The 20,400-nt window shown below is 67.3% G+C and carries 16 protein-coding genes; 5 read left to right on the forward strand and 11 right to left on the reverse strand.

All coding sequences use genetic code 11. The features are described 5' to 3' along the window. Window position 1: 1 nt before the first annotated feature. The gene (locus BHE97_RS13960) at window positions 2-1,282 is read right to left on the reverse strand and encodes a cytochrome P450 (protein WP_236757696.1); all 1,281 of its coding nucleotides are present in this window, start codon (window positions 1,280-1,282) and stop codon (window positions 2-4) included. A 209-nt stretch (window positions 1,283-1,491) separates the two neighbouring features. On the opposite strand from BHE97_RS13960, the gene BHE97_RS13965 reads away from it, so the two are divergent. Then, window positions 1,492-2,718: an APC family permease gene (locus BHE97_RS13965; RefSeq protein ID WP_236757697.1), complete on the forward strand. Its 1,227-nt coding sequence runs from the start codon at window positions 1,492-1,494 to the stop codon at window positions 2,716-2,718. A gap of 12 nt (window positions 2,719-2,730) precedes the next feature. On the opposite strand, the gene BHE97_RS13970 is transcribed toward BHE97_RS13965, so the two are convergent. The 3 genes from BHE97_RS13970 to uvrB all read right to left on the reverse strand — a co-directional run bounded on the left by BHE97_RS13970 (window position 2,731) and on the right by uvrB (window position 6,706). Continuing rightward, on the reverse strand, window positions 2,731-3,717 hold the full coding sequence (locus tag BHE97_RS13970; RefSeq protein WP_087624650.1) for a TerC family protein: 987 nt from the start codon (window positions 3,715-3,717) through the stop codon (window positions 2,731-2,733). Between the two features lie 177 nt (window positions 3,718-3,894). Continuing rightward, window positions 3,895-4,635 carry a hypothetical protein gene (locus BHE97_RS13975; protein ID WP_087624651.1) on the reverse strand — a complete coding sequence of 247 codons (741 nt, stop codon included), beginning with the start codon at window positions 4,633-4,635 and terminating at the stop codon, window positions 3,895-3,897. Beyond that, window positions 4,628-6,706: an excinuclease ABC subunit UvrB gene (gene uvrB / locus BHE97_RS13980; RefSeq protein ID WP_087624712.1), complete on the reverse strand. Its 2,079-nt coding sequence runs from the start codon at window positions 6,704-6,706 to the stop codon at window positions 4,628-4,630. Before uvrB ends, BHE97_RS13975 begins: the two co-directional genes overlap by 8 nt. Window positions 6,707-6,759: 53 nt before the next feature. Between uvrB and BHE97_RS13985 the strand changes: the two genes are divergently transcribed. Then, on the forward strand, window positions 6,760-7,434 hold the full coding sequence (locus tag BHE97_RS13985; RefSeq protein ID WP_087624652.1) for a TetR/AcrR family transcriptional regulator: 675 nt from the start codon (window positions 6,760-6,762) through the stop codon (window positions 7,432-7,434). Window positions 7,435-7,456: 22 nt separating this feature from the next. Here the strand turns inward: BHE97_RS13985 and BHE97_RS13990 are convergent, their stop codons facing one another. Continuing rightward, a complete protein-coding gene (locus tag BHE97_RS13990; protein ID WP_087624653.1) occupies window positions 7,457-8,767 on the reverse strand; it encodes an acetyl-CoA C-acetyltransferase in 1,311 nt (436 codons plus the stop codon). A 119-nt stretch (window positions 8,768-8,886) separates the two neighbouring features. On the opposite strand from BHE97_RS13990, the gene BHE97_RS13995 reads away from it, so the two are divergent. Both BHE97_RS13995 and BHE97_RS14000 read left to right on the forward strand, forming a co-directional pair. Next, window positions 8,887-10,224 carry a 3-oxoacyl-ACP reductase gene (locus BHE97_RS13995; protein ID WP_087624654.1) on the forward strand — a complete coding sequence of 446 codons (1,338 nt, stop codon included), beginning with the start codon at window positions 8,887-8,889 and terminating at the stop codon, window positions 10,222-10,224. Further along, window positions 10,217-11,104 (forward strand): MaoC/PaaZ C-terminal domain-containing protein, encoded by an 888-nt coding sequence (locus tag BHE97_RS14000; RefSeq protein WP_170931432.1) that lies wholly within the window; start codon window positions 10,217-10,219, stop codon window positions 11,102-11,104. Before BHE97_RS13995 ends, BHE97_RS14000 begins: the two co-directional genes overlap by 8 nt. Window positions 11,105-11,290: 186 nt before the next feature. On the opposite strand, the gene BHE97_RS14005 is transcribed toward BHE97_RS14000, so the two are convergent. The 5 genes from BHE97_RS14005 to BHE97_RS14025 form a co-directional block, all read right to left on the reverse strand. After that, window positions 11,291-12,154: an acyl-CoA thioesterase II gene (locus BHE97_RS14005; protein WP_087624713.1), complete on the reverse strand. Its 864-nt coding sequence runs from the start codon at window positions 12,152-12,154 to the stop codon at window positions 11,291-11,293. A 65-nt stretch (window positions 12,155-12,219) separates the two neighbouring features. Then, entirely contained in the window at window positions 12,220-13,143 is a 924-nt protein-coding gene (locus tag BHE97_RS14010; protein ID WP_087624656.1) for a PAC2 family protein, read from the reverse strand. A gap of 2 nt (window positions 13,144-13,145) precedes the next feature. After that, complete coding sequence (gene dxs, locus BHE97_RS14015; protein ID WP_087624657.1) at window positions 13,146-15,029, reverse strand: 1-deoxy-D-xylulose-5-phosphate synthase; 1,884 nt, start codon at window positions 15,027-15,029, stop codon at window positions 13,146-13,148. 63 nt (window positions 15,030-15,092) lie between these two features. Then, window positions 15,093-15,596: a flavin reductase family protein gene (locus BHE97_RS14020; RefSeq protein WP_087624658.1), complete on the reverse strand. Its 504-nt coding sequence runs from the start codon at window positions 15,594-15,596 to the stop codon at window positions 15,093-15,095. Then, window positions 15,593-16,228, reverse strand: a complete 636-nt coding sequence (locus tag BHE97_RS14025) for a TetR/AcrR family transcriptional regulator (protein ID WP_087624659.1) — start codon at window positions 16,226-16,228, stop codon at window positions 15,593-15,595. The genes BHE97_RS14020 and BHE97_RS14025 overlap by 4 nt, the downstream gene beginning before the upstream one ends. Window positions 16,229-16,301: 73 nt before the next feature. On the opposite strand from BHE97_RS14025, the gene BHE97_RS14030 reads away from it, so the two are divergent. Then, window positions 16,302-17,489: an oxygenase MpaB family protein gene (locus BHE97_RS14030; protein WP_087624660.1), complete on the forward strand. Its 1,188-nt coding sequence runs from the start codon at window positions 16,302-16,304 to the stop codon at window positions 17,487-17,489. A 91-nt stretch (window positions 17,490-17,580) separates the two neighbouring features. Here the strand turns inward: BHE97_RS14030 and BHE97_RS14035 are convergent, their stop codons facing one another. Next, window positions 17,581-20,394, reverse strand: coding sequence for an aconitate hydratase (locus tag BHE97_RS14035; protein ID WP_087624714.1), 2,814 nt, complete (start codon window positions 20,392-20,394; stop codon window positions 17,581-17,583). Between the last annotated feature and the right edge of the window lie 6 nt (window positions 20,395-20,400).

Genomic DNA, 20,400 nt, shown 5'->3' on the forward strand with positions numbered 1-20,400 from the left:
CCTACCAGGTGACGGGGAGCCGGTCGATACCGAAGACGAAACTCAACTGCCGGAACTCCAGCTCACTCTCGGGTACCGCCAGGCCCAGCTTGGGAAACCTCCGCAGCAGCTTGGGGAGCACGATCCGCAGCTCCATCCGCGCCAGCTCCGCCCCGATGCAGCGGTGGATGCCGTGCCCGAAGGCCAGGTGCCCGCTGGTCGGCACACGATAGGGGTCGAACTCGTCCGGGCCCTCCCCCGCGCTCTTCGGGTCGCGGTTGGCCGCGCTCAGCGAGGCCAGGACGACATCGCCCTTCTTCAGCCGTGTTCCGAACAGCTCCATGTCCTGCTTGGCGAAGCGCGGGAACGCCACCTGCACGACCGCGAGATAGCGCAGCAGCTCCTCGATCACCCGGTCCACGGTCTCGCGATTGCCCGATCGCACGAGATCGGCATAGGTGGGATCGCGGTGGAGCACGATGGTGCTGAGCGCGATCATCCCTGCGGTGGTCTCGAAACCTCCCGTGAAGACACCGTCGGCGAGGCCCGCGAGGTCGACATCGGAGATCTCGTCCCCCTCGGCTTGCAGGATCTGCCCGATGAGCCCGGGCCCCGGGTCCACGCGCTGGCGCGCTACGGCCTCGAAGAGGAACTCGCGCTGGGCCGACACCGCGCCGAAGGCCGCCGCAGCGCCATTGGTGGCGTCGAACCGCTGGCTGCCCAGCTTCGCGAACTCCTCACGATCGTCATAGTCCAGACCCAGCAGCGCGCAGATCGTGTTGAACGGCACCGGGAAGGCGACGTGCTTGGCGAGATCGGACCCGGGGCCGGCCGCCTCGAGGGCATCGAGGGCCTCATCGGCGATCCGGTCGATCATCGGCTCGAGTCGCGCGAGCCGGCGCATCGTGAACTCCGGGGTGACGATCTTGCGCAGCCGGGTGTGCAAGGGCGGGTCCGTGAAACCGAGCCCTCCGATGTCATCGGAGGTCGCCGGCCCGGAACCGCTGAACAGATGACGGATGTCGTTCGAGTAGGTATCGCGCGCGGTGAGCACCTCGCGGGCCTCGGCGTACCCGGTGACCAGATACGCATCGAAGGCGAACGGGAGATCGAGCCGGCGCAGCGGTGACTCAGCCCGGTACTGAGCCATCTGGCCCACCGGATCGGTGCCCTCGCGTTGAAGCGGTCGCTTGGTCTCCTCGGGAATGAAGGAGATCCGGGAGAGATCGATTCCACGTCTGCGCACATGCCGACGGGCCAATGCGCCGCCGAAGCGGGAACCGTAGGTCTTCAACAACGACACCGCAACACCGTACACGCACCGGTTGCCGCTCTGTCCGACGCGGAGCAGTGTTGGAGCACACACCACGGCCCTAGGGACGAGACACCGACGTTGGCGACGCCGACACCTCAGCAGCAGCCGGAGCTCCGGCGCGTGATAGGCCCCAATCTCCTCCTGCTGTTCATCATCGGGACACCCTCGGCACCGGCGTCTACGCCCTCACCGGGCAGGTGGCGGCCGAGGTCGGGGGTGCCGCCTGGCTGCCCTTCCTCATCGCCTTCCTGGTGGCCCTGCTGACAGCCTTCTCCTATCTGGAGCTGGTGACCAAGTACCCGCAGCCCGCCGGAGCCGCGCTGTACGTGCACAAGGCCTTCGGGATCCATCTGCTGACCTTCATGATCGCCTTCGCCGTCATGTGCTCAGGCATCACCTCGGCGTCGACGTCCGCCCGCGCCTTCGCCCCGAATCTGGCAGTCGGTGTGGGCTGGGAGGCCGGCGACACGTCGGTCATGGCCATAGCCCTCGGCTTCATGCTCCTCGTCGCGGCGATCAACCTGCGCGGTGTCAGCGAGGGCGTCAAGACCAATGTCGTGCTGACCATGATCGAGCTCTCGGGTCTGCTGCTGGTGATCCTGGTCGGCTTCTCTGCGATCGCGGGAGGGAATGTCGACTGGGGCCGCGTGGTCGCCTTCGAGACACCGGACGACAAGAGCGTGTTCCTGGCCGTCACGACGGCCACCTCTCTGGCCTTCTTCGCGATGGTCGGCTTCGAGGACTCCGTGAACATGGCCGAGGAGTGCCACGAACCGAATCGGATCTTCCCCCGGATCATGCTGACCGGACTGGGGATCACCGGGGCCACCTATGTGCTGGTCTCCATCTGCGCGGTCGCGCTGGTGCCGGTGGGCGATCTCGCCGGGAACGACACCCCTTTGGTCACCGTCGCCGAGCGGGGCGCACCGGATCTGCCGATCGCCGAGATACTCCCGTTCATCTCCATGTTCGCCGTGGCCAACTCCGCCCTCATCAGCATGCTGATGGCCAGTCGGCTGCTCTACGGCATGGCCCGCCAAGGCATCATTCCCGGAGCGCTCTCACGCGTGGGCCAGCGCCGCCGGACGCTGTATGTGTCGATCGTCTTCACCACGCTCATCGCCCTGGCCCTCATCGCCTATGTCTCCTACGCCAGTGAGAACGCCGTCTCGGTGCTGGGCGGTACGACCTCGCTCCTGCTCCTGGCGGTCTTCGGCGCCGTCAACGCCCTGTTGGGCGTGATCTCGTGCCTCTATCTGGTGACGCCGCTCTCGGGCCGCCCGGTCGCCGAGTACGAGGTCGCCGGGATCCTGCTGGCCCTCGGCCTCGTGCTCAGCATCCCCATGTACCTCGCCAGCCGACGGCGCGGCGAGCAGCTGAAGGTCGGCTCCCTCGGCGGCGGATCACGCGACGAGGAGGACTGAGCTCGACTGCGCTCAGTCCTGCGCGGAGGCGCTGGATCGTTCGTGACGCGACGAATACCAGAGGCTTACCGCAGCGGTGACCGCCAGGGTCACCACGATGAACGCAAGGCTGGTGAGCGTCGGGATCACCGGCACCGGCACCGGCTCGCCGCCGTTGATGAAGGGCAACTCGTTCTCGTGCAAGGCCTCCAGCACCAGCTTGGTGCCGATGAAGAACAACAGGAAGGCGAGTCCGTAGGACAGGAACACCAGTCGTTGGAGGAGCCCGCCGATCAGGAAGTACAGTTGACGCAATCCCATGAGCGCGAAGACATTCGCGGTGAAGACGAGATACGGCTCCCGGGTCAGCCCGAAGATCGCCGGGATCGAGTCCAGCGCGAACATCACATCGGTGGTGCCGAGGGCCACGATGACCAGCGCCATCGGGGTGATGGCGCGCTTGCCGTCCTCGCGCACCACGAGTGTGAGGCCCCGCCACTCGTCACTCAATCGGAATCGTCGCCGCGCGAAACGCACGACCGCATTGTCGGCGCCCTCGTCGTCATCGCCACCGAAGGCGAGCTTGGCGGCTGTGTAGACCAGGAACGCCCCGAAGACATAGAACACCCAGGAGAGGTTCTCGATCGCCGCCGCGCCCACGGCGATGAAGATGCCACGGAACACGAGGGCCAGGATGATGCCGACCAGCAGTGCCTCCTGCTGGTACTTCCGCGGCACGCCGAAGCTGGCCATGATGATGATGAAGATGAACAGGTTGTCGATCGACAGGCTGTACTCGGTCAGCCACCCGGCGAAGAATTCGATACCCCGGTCCTGGCCGTGACGCCACCAGACGAACAGCCCGAAGAGCACCGCCAGTCCGATATAGAAGGACAAGGCCAGGGAGGTCTCGCGGGTGGACGGCTCATGGGGCCGACGGGCGATGACCAGGATGTCGATGAGCAGGATGGCGATGGTGACGCCGAGGGTGATGCCCCATTCGAGCGCAGAGACGTTCACGCGTCATGTCCTCCGAGTGTGGGTGGGCCGCCGGAGGTCTCGCCCGTCGCTACCCGTCCCGTCGCTGAGGAATCTCCCTGGGCGGTGGCGCTGCGGCGAAGGCGCGGTGCCCTCCGTCGACCATTGTGACACCGACGCTGGCATGATCCGCGTCGAGGACCGCGCGGGACCGAGCCCTCAGCCGGCCGGGCCGTCGCGGTGGGCGCGGATCGTGACGTGCAGCGAGCGCCGCCGCACCTCGACATCGTCATCTGCCCCGCTAAGGGAATCGGGAGGAGCCGTCTGCGGTTCGAGGCAGAGCCCACTCGCGCGCTCGGTGTAGACCACCCACCAGGGGGTGTCCGCGACCAGCTCCAGCCCCAGCATGCCGGGCCAGCTGATGCGCGGACTCGAGTTCAGTCGGAAACAGTCGTCCCACGGGCCGGGTGGCACACTGACGCGCCGCCCGGTGGGGAGGTGGTCATCGCCGCGTTCGAGCATCGACTCGGCCGATAACTCGATCGAGGCCGACACGCCTCCCAGCCGTCGCCGGAACCACGGATGGAAACCAAGGACCGAAGGACTTCCCGGCGGCGCGTCCCAGCTGAGTCGCAGGTGGAGGGCCATCGGGGCAGCCTCGTACCGCAGGCGGGCGGTGCCCGGAAGCGGACCATCGGCGATGTCCAGCGTCAGGATGCCGTCGTCGCCGAGGTCCCAGGCACGATCCCGGCCGAGGCCGTGCGGACGATGCCCACGCCACCGGCCCGCCCACGGCACCATCGGGAAGATGCCCGAGGCGGTGGAAGGGTCCTCATCGGGATCTCCGCTGTCGCCGACCACCTCGTGCCCGTCGAAGCGCAGCGACGTGATCCGTGCTCCCGCAGCCGGATCGATAGTCGCCTTGACGCCCTCGGCGGTCAGGCGCAGCTGTTCAGGCACCGGCCTCGATCATGCCGCGCAGTTCCTTCTTGAGATCGCCGATCTCGTCGCGGAGACGGGCCGCAACCTCGAACTGCAGCTCCTCGGCGGCCTGGTGCATCTGCTGGTTGAGCTGGTCGATGAGCGAGGCCAGCTCGCCGGACGGCATGTCACCGGCGGCCTTCTCCCCCAGTGGCACGGCGACGCCCTTGCGGCGGTGGTCGCCCGTCGCAGCGAGCAGATTCTTGGTGTCGGCGTCTTCACGGGCGAGCATGTCGGTGATGTCGCCGATCTTCTTGCGCAGCGGCTGTGGGTCGATGCCGCGCTCGCGGTTGTAGGCGACCTGCTTCTCGCGACGGCGGTTGGTCTCCTCGATCGCGAATTCCATCGAGTCCGTGATGGTGTCCGCATACATGATGACCTGGCCGGAGACATTGCGCGCCGCACGGCCGATGGTCTGGATGAGCGAGCGTTCGGAGCGCAGGAAGCCCTCCTTGTCGGCGTCGAGGATCGCCACCAGGCTCACCTCGGGCAGGTCCAGGCCCTCACGGAGGAGGTTGATGCCGACCAGGACGTCGTACTCGCCCATCCGCAGTTCGCGCAGCAACTCGACGCGCCGCAGCGTGTCGACCTCGCTGTGCAGGTAGCGCGTACGGATACCGGCCTCCAAGAGATAGTCGGTGAGGTCCTCGGACATCTTCTTGGTGAGTGTGGTGACGAGGACCCGCTCGCCCTTCTCGGCCCGGCTGTTGATCTCGTCGACCAGGTCGTCGATCTGCCCCTTGGTGGGCTTGACGATGACCTCGGGATCGACCAGGCCCGTGGGGCGGATGATCTGCTCGACCACGTCGCCCCCGACCTTGTCGAGCTCGTACGATCCTGGGGTGGCTGACAGGTAGATGGTCTGGCCGATGCGCTCCAAGAACTCGGGCCACTTCAGAGGGCGGTTGTCCATCGCGCTGGGCAAACGGAACCCGTGCTCGACGAGCGAGCGCTTGCGGCTCATATCTCCCTCGTACATCGCCCCGATCTGCGGGATGGTGACATGGGACTCGTCCACCACGAGCAAGAAGTCGTCCGGGAAGTAGTCGAGCAGGCAGTTGGGGGCCGTGCCCGGGGCACGGCCGTCCATGTGCAGCGAGTAGTTCTCGATGCCCGAGCAGGTGCCGACCTGTTCCATCATCTCCAGGTCATAGGTGGTGCGCATGCGCAGCCGCTGGGCCTCGAGGAGCTTGCCCTCACGCTCGAGCACCTGGAGCCGTTCCTCCAGCTCACGCTGGATGCCCTCGATGGCCCGGGTCATGACGTCCTGGCCGGCCGCGTAGTGCGTGGCCGCGCCGACGAAGAGCTCCTGGTCGTCGCTGAGCACCTCGCCGGTGAGCGGGTGGAGCGTCATGAGTCGCTCGATCTCATCGCCGAAGAACTCGATCCGCACCGCCATCTCCTGGTAGACCGGGAAAATCTCCAGGGTGTCGCCCTTGACCCGGAAGGTGCCGCGGGTGGCGGCGACGTCATTGCGAACGTACTGCGCCTGCACGAGGGTCCGGAGCAGCTCGTCTCGGTCGACCTCGTCGCCGACCTTGAAGCCGATCATCCGGTTGAGGTACTCCTGGGCCGAACCCAGGCCGTAGATGCAGGAGACGGTGGCGACGACCACCACATCGCGACGGGTCAGCAGCGACCAGGTCGCGGAGTGCCGCAGCCGCTCGACCTCCTCGTTGATGGAGGAGTCCTTCTCGATATAGGTGTCGGACTGCGCGATGTAGGCCTCGGGCTGATAGTAGTCGTAGTACGAGACGAAGTACTCGACCGCATTGTTGGGCAGCAGCTCACGCAGCTCATTGGCGAACTGGGCGGCGAGCGTCTTATTGGGCAGCAGCACCAGCATCGGGCGCTGCAATCGCTCGGCGATCCAGGCGGTGGTGGCGGTCTTGCCCGTACCCGTCGCACCCATCAGCACGACATCGGGGGTCCCATCCGCGATCCGCTTGCTGATCTCGGCGATCGCGGCGGGTTGATCACCGGCCGGTGCGTACTCCGAGACGACCTCGAACGGCGCCACCTGACGGGTCAACTCGGTCGCTGATCTCATGTCGACCAGCGTACGCCGAGCCACTGACAAGAACCGGTCGATACAGTGAGCCCATGTCACCAGACGAGCGGCGGGCACGCCGCGCCCGTGAGATCGTCGAGGCCACCCGCGCGCTATTCGACCAGCGCGGCATGCGCGAGGCGCAGATCGACGACATCGCCAAGAAGGTCGGTATCAATCGAGCCATCATCTACCGCCATTTCACCACCAAGGAAGAGCTCTTCGCGATGACCCTGGTGGACTACCTGGGCGAGCTCGGCGACGAGATGGCAGCGGCCGATGCGAACGGCGGCACGGCGACCGAGCGACTCGACGCCCAGGCCACGGCCTTCTTCGACTACGGCACCCGTTTCCCGGCCTTCGTGGACTGCGCACAGGCCCTTTTGCGCTACCGCGGCACTGACCTCGTCGACGAGGTCAGTCAGGAGCGGCTCGTCGAGCTCGGCCAGGCGATGTTCCAGAGCCTCGATCATGTCGTGCGGGCGATAGAGGCCGGCAACGCCACGGGCGAGTTCGCGGTCGCCGATCCCCAGCTGCTCGCCAATGTGCTGTACGCGCAGGGACTCGGCGTCTTGAACCTCCTGGGCTTCCAGAAGTCGATCCGGGAGCTGAACTCGGGGATGCCGGTGATGGCCGATCTACCGCTCGGCGATGTCGTCTCCTGGGCCAAGCGGGCGATGATCGCCATGGCCGTCCCCGAGACCGTCCCCGCCGCCGGCGAGGGGTGAGACTCCACCCCTCGCCGGTCGCTCAGGCCTCGAGGATCGCGACGACGCCTTGGCCGCCCGCCGCGCAGACCGAGATCAGTCCGCGGCCTGAGCCCTTCTCGTGCAGCAGCTTGGCGAGATTGGCCACGATCCGTCCGCCCGTCGCCGCGAAGGGATGGGCCGCGGCGAGTGACGAGCCCTTGACGTTGAGCTTGCTGCGGTCGATGGAGCCGAGCGGGGCGTCGAGGCCGAGCTTCTGCTTGCAGTAGTCGGCGTCCTCCCACGCGGCCAGCGTGGTGAGCACCTGCGAGGCGAAGGCCTCGTGGATCTCGTAGAAGTCGAAGTCCTGCAGCGTCAGGCCGTTGCGCTCGAGCATCCGCGGCACCGCGTAGACCGGGGCCATCAGCAGGCCCTCGCCGCCGTTGACATAGTCGACCGCCGCGGTCTCGTAGTCGGTGACATAAGCCAGCGGCTCCCATCCGCGTCGCGCAGCTTCGTCCTCGGAGGCCAGCAGCACGACGGAGGCGCCATCGGAGAGCGGGGTGGAGTTCGCCGCCGTCATGGTGGCACGCTCCCCGAGCTGCTTGCCGAAGACCGGCTTGAGCTTGGCGAGCTTCTCCACGCTGGAATCGGCGCGCAGGTTGTTGTCGCGCTCCACACCCTTGAAGGGCGTCACGAGGTCGTCCTGCCAACCTTCCTCATAGGAGGCGGCGAGATGCCGGTGCGAGGCCACCGCCAGCTCGTCCTGGGCCTCGCGGGTGATGCCCCATTCATCCCCGGTGAGCGCCTGGGAGTCGCCCATCGACAGACCGGTGCGGGGCTCCTCGTTGCGGGGCTGGTCGGGGGCGAGGTGCTGCGGGCGGATCTTGCTGAGCAGCTTCAGCCGCGTCGGCGTGTCCTTGGCGGCGTTGACCTGGAGCAGGATCTTGCGGAGCTTGTCGCCCACGGCGAGCGGGGCATCGCTCGTGGTGTCGGTGCCACCGGCGATGCCGTAGTCGATCTTGCCGAGGGCGATCTTGTTGGCCACTTGGATCGTGGCCTGCAGGCCGGTGTCGCAGGCCTGCTGGATGTCGACGGCCGGGGTGGCCGCGGAGAGCTTCGAGCCGAGCACCGTCTCGCGGGTGAGGTTGAAGTCCCGGCTGTGCTTGAGCACCGCGCCGGCGACGACCTCACCGGGACGCTCGCCTTCCAGCCCGAACCGGTCGACGAGGCCGTTCAGCGCCGCCGTCAGCATCTCCTGATTGGAGACACCCGCGTAGACCGTGTTGGAACGTGCGAACGGGATGCGGTTGCCGCCGATCACCGCGACGCGGCGGACGGTGGCGTCGTTGGCCGGAGCCGACTTCTGGGCCATGACGGACCTTTCTTCGCAGGAGCTGGGGCGTCCGTGTGGACTCGCCTGTCACGGCAGGCTACAGTCACACTAACGCGTTCAGATACCGAGAGTATCCGATAGATAGGACACATGTCGCGATGACCGACCGTTACCAGTCGCTGATCCAGAATCCGATCGCCCAGTTCCTGGTCAAGAACATCGGCCTGCCGAATCCGCCGGAACTCAAGCGCTGGGACGGAGGCCCCCTCGTCGACGGGACCGTACTGCTCGGCGGCTCCTCGGACGGACTCCTGTTCGGCGCACTCCCCCAGTTGCTGAAGAACGACGGGATCGAGACGACCACGGTCCGCGCGGAAGGACGCCGCTACGCCGGACTCGTCTTCGACGCCACCGATCTGGCCTCGACGCGCGACCTCGTCGCGCTGCAGGCGTTCTTCACTCCGGTGCTGCGCCAGCTGGCCTCCTGCGGCCGCGTCGTCGTGCTCGGCACACTGCCGGAGCGTACGACCAGCTCCGGAGCGGCCATCGCACAGCGCGGACTCGAGGGCTTCGTGCGGTCGCTGGGCAAGGAGATCGGCGGCAACGGCAGCACCGCCAATCTCGTCTACGTCTCCCCCGACGCCGCCGACGCGGTGGACTCGACGCTACAGTTCCTGCTCTCGCCGAAGTCCGCCTTCGTGGATGGTCAGGTCATCAGGATCGGCACCACCGATCTCTCCGACACCGAGCAGCCGGCCGAGGCCGGCGCACCCCTCACCGGCAAGATCGCCCTCATCACCGGCGCATCCCGCGGCCTCGGAGCCGCCATGGCGCGCACGCTCCACCGCGACGGTGCCACCATCGTGGGTCTGGACGTCCCGCCGCTGCAGGGCGACCTCGAGAGTCTTATGGAGGAGCTCGGCGGGTCCTCGATCATCGCCGACATCACGGCCGATGACGCCCCCTCCACGATCGCCGAACAGCTGAGCGACGGCGTCGACATCGTCGTCCACAATGCCGGCATCACGCGCGACAAGCGGCTCAAGAACATGAAGCCCGAGAATTGGGACAAGGTCATCGACGTCAGCGTGGGCGCACCGCAGCGCATCACCGACGAACTACTCGATCGCGGGCTGATCCACGATGGCGGTCGCATCATCGGTATCTCATCCATCGCGGGTATCGCCGGCAACAACGGTCAGACCAACTACGGCACCGCGAAAGCCGGCGTCATCGGTTTCGTGCAGGATCTGGCACCGCGACTCACCGACCGGCGGATCACCGTCAACGCGATCGCCCCGGGCTTCATCGAGACCGACATGGTCAAGACGATGCCGATCGGCATCCGCGAGGCCGGCCGCCGGCTCAGCTCCCTGTCACAAGGCGGGCAGCCGGTCGACGTCGCCGAGGCGATCGCCTGGTACGCCCATCCCGGCTCGGGTGCGATCACCGGCAATGTCGTGCGTGTCTGCGGTCAGGGGTTCCTCGGTGCCTGAGGAGACCACGCGTACATTCGACTCCGCTCCAGCGGGACTCCCGCTGATGATCAAGGCGGCGCTGCCGGCTTTGCCCGTCATCGGATCGCTGCCGGGGATCAAGCACTCGCGCGGCGATCTGCCCCGGACCACCCTGCTCCGCCGGGGAGTCACCACCGACCAAAGGCATCTCGACCGGTACCGGCGGGTCTGCGGATTCGCCCCCTCGTCTTTCCTTCCGGCGACGTACCCGCATCTCGCCGCGCACACGCTGCACCTCACGATGATGACGGACACATCGTTCCCCTTCACCCCGATGGGCGCGGTGCATCTGCGCAACCGGATCACCCAGCATCGCCCGATCGGAGTGGCGGAGTCCTACGACATCTCCCTGCGCGCCGCGCAGCTCACCCCGCATCCGAAGGGCCAACTCGTCGAGCTGCTCTCCGAGGCACGTGTCGGCGACGAGCTCGTCTGGGACGAGAGCATGACGGTCTTCTTCCGGGGCCGCAACGGGAGTGGGCCCGAGCCGACGACACCCCCGTTGGACCGTCTCGACGCTCCGCGCGGACCCGTCCATTGGACGCTGCCCGGCAGCCTGGGCCGCAGCTACGGGGCTGTGTCCGGTGATCGCAATCCGATCCATCTGTACCCGCTCACCGCCAAGGCCTTCGGCTTCCCCCGCAATATCGCGCACGGCATGTGGACCAAGGCCAAGTGCCTCTCAGCCATCGACGCCCTTCCCAACGCCTATACCGCCACCGTGGAGTTCAAGAAGCCCATCCTGCTGCCCAGCACGATCGTCTTCGGTACCGAGGAGCAGCCGGGACGTACGGTCTTCGGCGTGCGGAGCCAGGACGGCGCGACGGAGCATCTCGTGGGGACCATCGTCGCCTCTTGACCGCAAAGGACGAACGATGTGGCTCCGCGGTCGCCCTGACAACCACCAGAGCACATCGTCGGTGTCCTCCCCTCGAGCCAGGAACGAACGGACGCCTACTCACCGCGCACTGACGAGGACGGCCGCCTACTCACCGCTCGCCACCGGCACGCCGCTGGCGAGCGAGCGTGCCGGGGGTTGGGCGGGTCAGCGGCGCGGGCGGATGAGTCCCTCCTGCGCCACCGACGCCACCAGCGTGCCGTCCTGGGCGTAGACCTTCGCCGTGCTGAAGCCTCGCGACGAGCCCGCCCACGGCGAGGTCTGGTCGTAGAGCAGCCACTCGTCCGTGCGGAACGGACGGTGGAACCACACCGTGTGGTCCAGCGAGGCCGGGGACACCCGCGGAGAGTTGATGATGAGGCCGTGGGGAACCAGCGAGGCGCCCAGGAGGCTGAAGTCGCTGTAGTAGGTGAAGGCCGCATTGTGGATGCGGGGATCGTCCGGCAGTTCGCCGGCGGCTTTGAACCACATGCGCTGGATCGCCGGGACCCGTTCGGGCGAGGGATCATCGGCGGCGCGGCCCTCACCCACATAACGCATGTCATAGCCACCCCATTCGGCGTGCCACTGCTCCGCCGATCCCTCGTCGATGAGCTGGATGAGGTCCGACATCGATGTGGCGTCCTCGGGCACACCGATATCGGGCATCGCGTCCTGATGCTCCCAGCCCTCCTCCTCGCGCTGGAAGGAGGCGGTCATGTAGAAGATGATCTCGCCGTGCTGGCGCGCCGCGACCCGGCGCGTCGTGAAGGATCGGCCGTCACGGACGTTCTCGACGTCATAGACGATCGGTATCGACGGATCGCCACCGAGGATGAAGTAGGCGTGCAAGGAGTGGATGTGGCGGTCCTCCGGCACTGTCAGCTGAGCGGCCATCGTCCCCTGGGCGGCCACCTGGCCACCGAAAACCCGCTTGAGACGGGAGTTGACCGGTTGCCGGCCTCGGAAGAGACCGACCTCCAAGGGTTCGAGATCGAGCAGGTCGACGACTTCGTTGATCGAGGCAGGCACGGTCACGAGTCTAGTGGCTGAGCGGACGCCGAGGGCCTGGTGCGGAGGCGTTCCTCCTCACGTGATCAGCCGTGGTCGTCGGGACGATGCTGCGCGAGGAAGCGCTCGAGCTGCGCGGCGAGCTCATCGCCGCTCGGCAGGTGACCGTCGTCATCGAGGAGAGAACGCGCGGCACCGCGCGCGAAGGCGTCGTACTGCTCTTCCAGGCCGTTCAGCACGTCCTCGCCGTTCTGCTCGTGGATCTGCTCCTCGATCTGCGCGATGGCCGCGGGCTGCTGAGCGCGGAGGTCCTCCAGATCGAAGGTCAGACCCGTGCGCAAGCCGGCAGCCTCCAACACGGCGATCGCGGCCGTGGGGTACTCGACCTGCGTCAGATAGTGCGGCACGTGGACGACATAGCCGACGGCGTCGGTTCCCCGCTGGCCCAGACGATACTCGAGCAGCGTCTGCGCCGAGGCGGGCACCGTGATCTCGGCCTCCCAGAGATTGCGGCGATCCACGAGCTCCGGTCGCGTGGCGTGGGCCGTGATCATCGGCGGGCGCGTGTGGGGCACTCCCATCGGCACGGCTCCCAGACCTACCACGAGCGAGACATTCTCGCGCTCGATGACGTCGATCACCTCGCGGACGAATCCCTCCCAGCCGAAATCCGGCTCCGGGCCGGACAACAGCAGATATTCACGCCCCGTGATGTCGTACTCGCGTGTGATCGCAAGGCGGGGCTGCTCATAGGAGCGGTAGTGGTCGGCGTCGAAGACGATCGGCGGACGGCGCGCGCGGTAGTCATAGACGGGATCGAGGTCGAACTCGTGCACGGTCACGCCGTCGGTGCCGCGCAACTGCCGGGCGACCAACGATGCGGACGATCCGGCGGTCAGGAAGCCGTCCAGGACATGGAGCAGCACAGGCCCCTCACCGGTGTTGCGATCAGGTCGCGACTCCCGCTTCTCGGGTCGCAGAGCTTTCGGTAACCACTTCGGTGTCAACATCGTCACCGCCTCGTCGTATTCCCGTGCAGGGACGCAGCGGTGTCCGCGGCGATGGCCGGACCCGTGAGACCTTCGCGCTCGAGGATCACGGCACGCTTGGCGTGATCGAGGAAACGCTGGCCGACCCCGTGGATGCGGACCGGCGTACGGACTCCGGCATCGAGGAGCGCACAGGCGATCGTCGAGCCGACGCCGCCCTGACGCCCGTTGTCCTCGACCGAGACCACCAGGCGGTGATCGTCGGCCAGCTCCACCACCGCGGGGTCGAGGGGCTTGATCCACCGCGGATCGACGACCGTGCAGCCGATGCCGTCCGCGGCGAGCTTCTCCGCCGCATCGAGGGCGACGGCCGCCATGGTGCCAGCCCCGACGAGCAGCACCTCCGGTTCGGCATCGCGGCGCAGGACATCGACACCGCCGATCTGATCGACGGCCGGGATGTCGTCGCCCACGGGCCCCTTCGCGAAGCGCACGACGCTGGGGGCGTCATCGACCGCGACCGCCTCGCGCAGGAGCTCGCGCAGGCGGGCTCCATCACGCGGCGCCGCGATGTGGATCCCCGGCACCAGCTGGAGCAGCGACAGATCCCACATGCCGTTGTGACTGGCGCCGTCGTCACCGGTCACTCCCGCCCGGTCCAGGACGAAGGTGACGCCACAGCGATGGAGTGCGACGTCGAGGAGCACCTGGTCGAAGGCCCGGTTGATGAAGGTCGCGTAGACGGCGACCACCGGGTGCAGACCGCCCATCGCCAAGCCAGCGGCGCTGGTGGCCGCGTGCTGCTCGGCGATGCCGACATCGAAGACACGGTCGGGGAACTTGTCCGCGAAGGCGTCGAGGCCGACGGGATAGAGCATGGCGGCGGTCAGACCGACGACATCGGGGCGTTCGTCGGCGATCCGCACGATCTCATCGCGGAAGACCGAGGTCCACCCCGCCGGGGCCACCGAGGTGGCCTCACCCGTTGTGCGGTCGAAGGGAGTCGACTGGTGCATCTGGTCGTTCTCATTGGCCACCGCGATGTCGTAACCCTGGCCCTTGGTGGTGATCGCATGGACCAGGACGGGACCGCCGAAGCGCTTGGCTGCCGCGAGGGCCTGCTCCATCGCGCCTCGATCGTGTCCGTCGACCGGACCGATGTACTTGATGCCGAGGTCCTCGAACATACCCTGCGGGGCGAGGGCATCCTTCATGCCCTTCTTCACCGCGTGGAGCGCCTCATAGGCGACCTCGCCGAGGCGGTGGCCCGAGGTCAACCGCTCGCGGATCGCCGTCAGCGTGGGCTCATAGCGAGGATTGGTCCGGATCTCGGTCAGCTTGTTGGCCAGGCCGCCGACCGTGGGGGTGTAGGACCGACCGTTGTCGTTCACGACCACCACCAGTCGTCGGGACTGATCGGCCGCGATGTTGTTGAGCGCCTCCCAGGCCATGCCGCCGGTAAGCGCACCGTCGCCGATGACGGCGACGACATGATTGTCGCGACCCGTCAGCGCGTTGGCACGCGCCAGGCCGTCGGCATAGGACAGGGACGTCGAGGCGTGCGAGTTCTCGACCCAATCGTGCTCGGACTCCGCGCGTGAGGGATAGCCGGAGAGTCCGCCCTCCTGACGGAGCCGCTCGAACTCGCCGGCGCGCCCTGTCAGCATCTTGTGCACATAGGCCTGGTGCCCGGTGTCCCAGACGAGACGATCGCGCGGGGAGTCGAAGACCCGATGCAGGGCGATCGTCAGTTCGACGACGCCGAGATTCGGCCCCAGATGCCCACCGTTGGTGGCGACGGACTCCAGCAGGAGCTCGCGAATCTCCTCTGCGAGTTGCGTGAGGTCGTCGTCACCGAGGTCCCGCAGATCAGCGGGTCCCGACAGCGAGCGCAGCAGACTGGCCATTGCCCCATCGTAACCAGCCTCGCCCACGGCGCCCGTGCACCTCGACCTCTCGGCGCACAGGGGTCAGACCTGGTGGTAACGGCCGCGCACATGGCTCAGCGCGGTCGTGCCCTCGATGGCGATGTGCTCCACGAGCGCGACGATCTGTTCGCTGTAGCCGAGGGGTGAGACCGACACGACCCGCGCTCCGATCCAGCTGCGCCCGTCATGTGCAGGCCCCCACTGCGTCTGTGTCCACGAGCCGAGGGTGAACGGACCGCCGGGGGCCGGAGCCGTCCCCGCGAAGGCGTCGGCGAGGAACTGGTCGCCGTCGTCGAGCAGACTGATCGCGACCGACGTGTCGACGTCGATCGCGTCACGCAGGTCGGAGTCGGGATCGACCAGGATCACGACGTGCGGCGGCTCTCCGTCGGCCACCAGCAGCGAGGAGACGGTGAGCCCGGCACGCCGGCGTCGCTCCCCCGCCGCAACGACGGTCACCGGGGCAGCCAGCCGTCCGCGGAAGCGCCGCAGCGCGTCGCGCTCGGGTTCGGGCGGTACGAAGGGATGCTCGGTGTGGATCGTCACATGTCCAGGCTACGGCGAGGTGATGGGAGCTCTGCCGGCTCCCACGCTCCCGCGTAGCCGGCGACGAGGGCGCTGATCTCGTCCAGCACGATGTCACGTTCGAAGGCCGGCTCGTCGAGCACCCAGCGCAGGGCAACGTTCTCCAGCGCCAGCACCACTACCCACGCCGTGACCACGGGATCGGGACGTCGGCTGAGCTGAGGATTCGCCCGTAGATACAGTGCGAGCAGTTCGCGAACCCGCCGCTCCACGACGATGCGTCGAGTCCGGTTCTGCCCCGCCGGCAGCTCCTCGGCCAACACCCGCAGCAGCACCCGGTCCGATTCCAGCGCGGACAGCAGCGCGTCCGCGGTATCGCGGATCATCGCCCGCCCGGTGTCGCCCGCCCTTTCCCCCAGCGCAGCGACCACACGTTCGGTCACCTCCTCCCAGTAGCGATCGATGATCACGTCCAAGATGGCCGTCTTATCGGTGAAGTACTGATACAGCGACCCTGGGCTGATGCCCGCGACCTCGGCGATCCGGTTCGTGGAGAAGGCGTCGTAGCCATGGGTGGCGAGCACCTCGCGGCCCGCCGCGACGATGCGTTCCACCATCTGTCGCGAGCGTGCCTGTCGTGGGGTCTTCCGCATGGCACGAGCGTAGGACCTCCGAACTGCCGAACGCGACTTGTATGCGAGCCTTTGCTCGCATGAGGATGAGGAGATGATCCCGACACGGTTTCGTGAACGCCAGGAGCGCGGCGCCCGTATCGGCCGGCCGCTGAAGTACCTCGGCCGCGTCGGCGAGGTGGACGAGGAGCTCCTCGACCGGCTCGGCAGAGGATTGACCGAGCGCGACGAGCCCGGCGCTGCGCTCGCCGACGCGATCCGATCTCGCGAGGTCTCCCTGCCACAACTGGAGGCCGTGCTCACCGGCGGCATCGCGGCGGTCACCGATGCCCCCGAACCACTGCGCACCTTCTTCACCGAGGTCACCACCGTGCCCGATTGGGTGGACTGGAAGCTGATCGACGACGGTGGGCGCGTCATGAACCGGCTGAGGCAGAATGCCGCGGATGTCCTCATGCAGCTCTCGCTCATCGGCGGCTATCGCTTCGGTGGCCCTACGGATCTCCTGGTGGCCACCGGCGGGCTGTCCGGCGACGGCACTCTGCGGCGTCTCGCCGAGACCCAGAAATGGACCATCTCGCTGTCGGCCCCGGGCGGGCTGCGTCCGGGAGGCGAGGCCTGGCGACTGACCGTGCACGTCCGCGTCATGCACGCCCTGGTGAATGCGTCCTTCGAACCACGCTGGGACAACGAACGCTGGGGTCTGCCGATCAATCAGACGGATCAGGCCGGCACGCTCGGCCTCTTCGACGGAGCGCTCATCATCGGCTGCCGCGCGCTCGGCGTGCGGATCAACGGGGCCGACGCGCGAGCCTTGATGCACCTGTGGAGGTGGGTGGGCCACCTGATGGGAGTCCCGGCCGATCTGCTCACCGATGACGAGTGGGAGCGTCACCGGATCAACTACCACGTGCTGCTCGCCCAGGCGGGGATCAGCGAGGCCGGGCCGAAGCTCGCTCAGGCGATCGTCGCGGCCCAGGACGACCGCGGCTACCCCGGATGGCCGCGGTCGCTCCGGCGAGTCAGGGCCAGCTACGAGCGAGAACGGCTCCTCAGCATGCTCACCACCTTCCTCGGTGTCCGGAGCATGCGCGAGCTCGGCTTGCCGATCCGGCCTCCCTGGGCCTTCGCCTATCTGATCCCGCTCAACACGATGCGGTACCACGTCCTCGGCCGCACGCGCGTCGGCTCGCGGCTGCTGGGCGCCTGGGGCGATCGGACCAGCCGTCGGATCCTCGACGCCTACTTCGGTGGTGAAGAGGAGTCGCTGGCCGAGCTGTAGTGAGCTGAGGAGCTCCCGTTGAGTGTGACGTTTGGACGGTGAAAGACCGAGATCCACCGTCCAAACGTCACACTCAGCGAGTACCCGGTGCTCAGTCGAGCAGCGAGCGGAGCACGTACGGCATGATGCCGCCGTTGCGGTAGTAGTTCGCCTCTCCAGGGGTGTCGATGCGCACGACCGCGTCGAACTCGACGGTGCCGTTCTCGCCCTCGGCTACGACCTTGACCGTGCGCGGGGTGGTCCCGTCGTTCAGCTCGGTGATACCGGAGACGCTGAAGGTCTCCTCACCGGTCAGGCCCAGCGACTCGGCATTCTCCCCCTCGGGGAACTGCAGCGGCAGGACGCCCATGCCGATGAGATTCGAGCGGTGGATGCGCTCGTAGCTCTCGGCGATGACCACCCGGACGCCCAGCAGAGCCGTGCCCTTGGCAGCCCAGTCGCGCGACGAGCCCGAGCCGTACTCCTTGCCGGCGAGCACGACGAGCGGGATCTCCTGCGCCGCATAGTTCTGCGCCGCGTCGAACACGGTCGTGACCTCGCCGCCCGCGGTGAAGTCGCGCGTGAAGCCACCCTCGGTACCCGGTGCGATCTGATTGCGCAGGCGGATATTGGCGAACGTGCCGCGGATCATGACCTCGTGATTGCCGCGCCGGGAACCGAGCGAGTTGAAGTCCCGCGGCTCGACACCGTGCTCCATCAGGTACTTGCCGGCCGGGCTGTCCTTCTTGATCGCACCGGCAGGGCTGATGTGGTCGGTGGTGACCGAGTCGCCGAGCTTCAGCAGCACCCGGGCTCCCTCGACATCGGTGACCGGCGAGGGCTCGCGCTCCATGCCGTCGAAGTACGGCGCCTTGCGGACGTAGGTCGACGCGGCGTCCCACTCGAAAGTGTCGCCCTCGGGCGTGGGCAGGTTCTGCCACCGCTCGTCACCGGCGAACACATCGGCGTACTCGGACTTGAAGGTGTCGGCGCTCATCGACGAGGCGATCACCTCCTCGACCTCCGAGGGGCTCGGCCAGATGTCCTTGAGGTAGACCTCGTTGCCATCGGTGTCGACGCCGAGCGGCTCGGTGGTGATGTCGACATCCATCGACCCTGCCAGCGCGTAGGCCACGACGAGCGGGGGCGACGCGAGGTAGTTCATCTTCACATCGGGGTTGATGCGGCCCTCGAAGTTGCGGTTGCCCGACAGCACCGAGACCACCGCGAGGTCGTTCTCGTTGACGGCCGCGCTGACCTCGGGGATCAGCGGACCGGAGTTGCCGATGCACGTGGTGCAGCCGTAACCGACCAGGTTGAATCCCAGCTTGTCCAGGTACGGCGTCAGACCGGCGCGCGCGTAGTAGTCCGAGACCACCTTGGAGCCCGGGGCCAGGGTGGTCTTGACCCACGGCTTGCGCTGCAGGCCCTTCTCGACCGCGTTCTTGGCCAACAGGGCTGCGCCGATCATGACCGACGGGTTCGAGGTGTTGGTGCAGGACGTGATCGCCGCGATCGTGACGGCACCGTGATCCAGCGTGAATGTCTGGCCGTCGATCGTCACCTCGATCGGGTTGCTGGGCCGCTTGCCGTCGGCCGGCACGCAGGAGAGGTAGTCACGGCGCGGGGTGGTGCCATGGGCCTCGGAGGCCGGCGGATCGGAGGCGGGGAAGGACTCCTCGAGAGCCTCGTCGTAGTCACCGGAGATCGTCTGCGCGTCGTTGTCGATGTAGGCGCTCAGTGCGCCCCGGAAGCCGTTCTTGGCATCGGAGAGGCTGACGCGGTCCTGGGGCCGCTTGGGACCGGCGATGGACGGCACGACATCGGCGAGGTCGAGCTCGAGGTACTCGGAGTAGCGCGGTTCGTGCTCGGGATCGTGCCACAGACCCTGGGCCTTGGCGTAGGCCTCGACGAGCGCGATCTCCTCGGGCGTGCGCCCGGTGAGCTCGAGGTACTTGGTGGTCTCCTCGTCCATCGGGAAGATGGCGACCGTGGAACCGTACTCGGGGCTCATATTGCCGATCGTGGCGCGGTTGGCCAGCGGGACCGCGCCGACGCCCGAGCCGTAGAACTCGACGAACTTGCCGACGACACCGTGCTCGCGCAGCTTCTCGGTGATGGTGAGGACGAGGTCGGTGGCGGTGGCGCCTTCGGGCAGCTCGCCGGAGAGCTTGAAGCCGACGACCCTCGGGATGAGCATGCTGATCGGCTGACCGAGCATCGCGGCCTCGGCCTCGATGCCGCCGACACCCCAGCCGACGACGCCCAGACCGTTGACCATCGTAGTGTGCGAGTCGGTGCCGACACAGGAATCGGGGTACGCGACGACCGAGCCATCGCTCTCACGGGTGAAGACGACGCGGGCCAGGTGCTCGATGTTGACCTGGTGGACGATGCCGGTGCCCGGCGGCACCACCTTGAAGTCACTGAAGGCACCCTGGCCCCAGCGCAAGAACTTGTAGCGCTCGCCGTTGCGCTCGTACTCGATCTCGACATTGCGCTCGAAGGCCTCCGGCGTGCCGAAGACATCGGCGATGACCGAGTGGTCGATGACCATCTCAGCCGGCGCGAGCGGATTGATCTTGCTGGGATCGCCGCCAAGGTCCGCCATCGCCTCGCGCATCGTGGCGAGATCGACGACACAGGGGACCCCGGTGAAGTCCTGCATGATCACGCGCGCGGGGGTGAACTGGATCTCCTTGCTCGGATCCGCCGACGGATCCCAGCCCGCGAGGGCCTTGATGTCATCGGCTGTGATGTTGGCTCCGTCCTCGGTGCGCAGCAGCGCCTCGAGGAGGATCTTGAGGCTGAACGGCAGGGAGGCGACATCGAGGCCGTCTCCCTCCACCGCGTCGAGCCGGTAGAAGTCGTAGGACGCATCACCGACTCGAAGGGTGTCCTTGGAGTGGAAACTGTCGACGCTCATGGTCTT

Source organism: Aeromicrobium sp. PE09-221, from assembly GCF_002174305.1.
Taxonomy (GTDB): domain Bacteria; phylum Actinomycetota; class Actinomycetes; order Propionibacteriales; family Nocardioidaceae; genus Aeromicrobium.

Bases quoted from the DNA above. Each gene is read 5' to 3' on its own strand.
- uvrB (WP_087624712.1), bottom strand. From the start codon at position 6,706: ATGAGATCAGCGACCGAGTTGACCCGTCAGGTGGCGCCGTTCGAGGTC.
- BHE97_RS13990 (WP_087624653.1), bottom strand. From the start codon at position 8,767: ATGGCCCAGAAGTCGGCTCCGGCCAACGACGCCACCGTCCGCCGCGTC.
- BHE97_RS13995 (WP_087624654.1), top strand. From the start codon at position 8,887: ATGACCGACCGTTACCAGTCGCTGATCCAGAATCCGATCGCCCAGTTC.
- BHE97_RS14025 (WP_087624659.1), bottom strand. From the start codon at position 16,228: ATGCGGAAGACCCCACGACAGGCACGCTCGCGACAGATGGTGGAACGC.
- dxs (WP_087624657.1), bottom strand. From the start codon at position 15,029: ATGGCCAGTCTGCTGCGCTCGCTGTCGGGACCCGCTGATCTGCGGGAC.
- BHE97_RS13985 (WP_087624652.1), top strand. From the start codon at position 6,760: ATGTCACCAGACGAGCGGCGGGCACGCCGCGCCCGTGAGATCGTCGAG.
- BHE97_RS14035 (WP_087624714.1), bottom strand. From the start codon at position 20,394: ATGAGCGTCGACAGTTTCCACTCCAAGGACACCCTTCGAGTCGGTGAT.
- BHE97_RS14010 (WP_087624656.1), bottom strand. From the start codon at position 13,143: ATGTTGACACCGAAGTGGTTACCGAAAGCTCTGCGACCCGAGAAGCGG.
- BHE97_RS14030 (WP_087624660.1), top strand. From the start codon at position 16,302: ATGATCCCGACACGGTTTCGTGAACGCCAGGAGCGCGGCGCCCGTATC.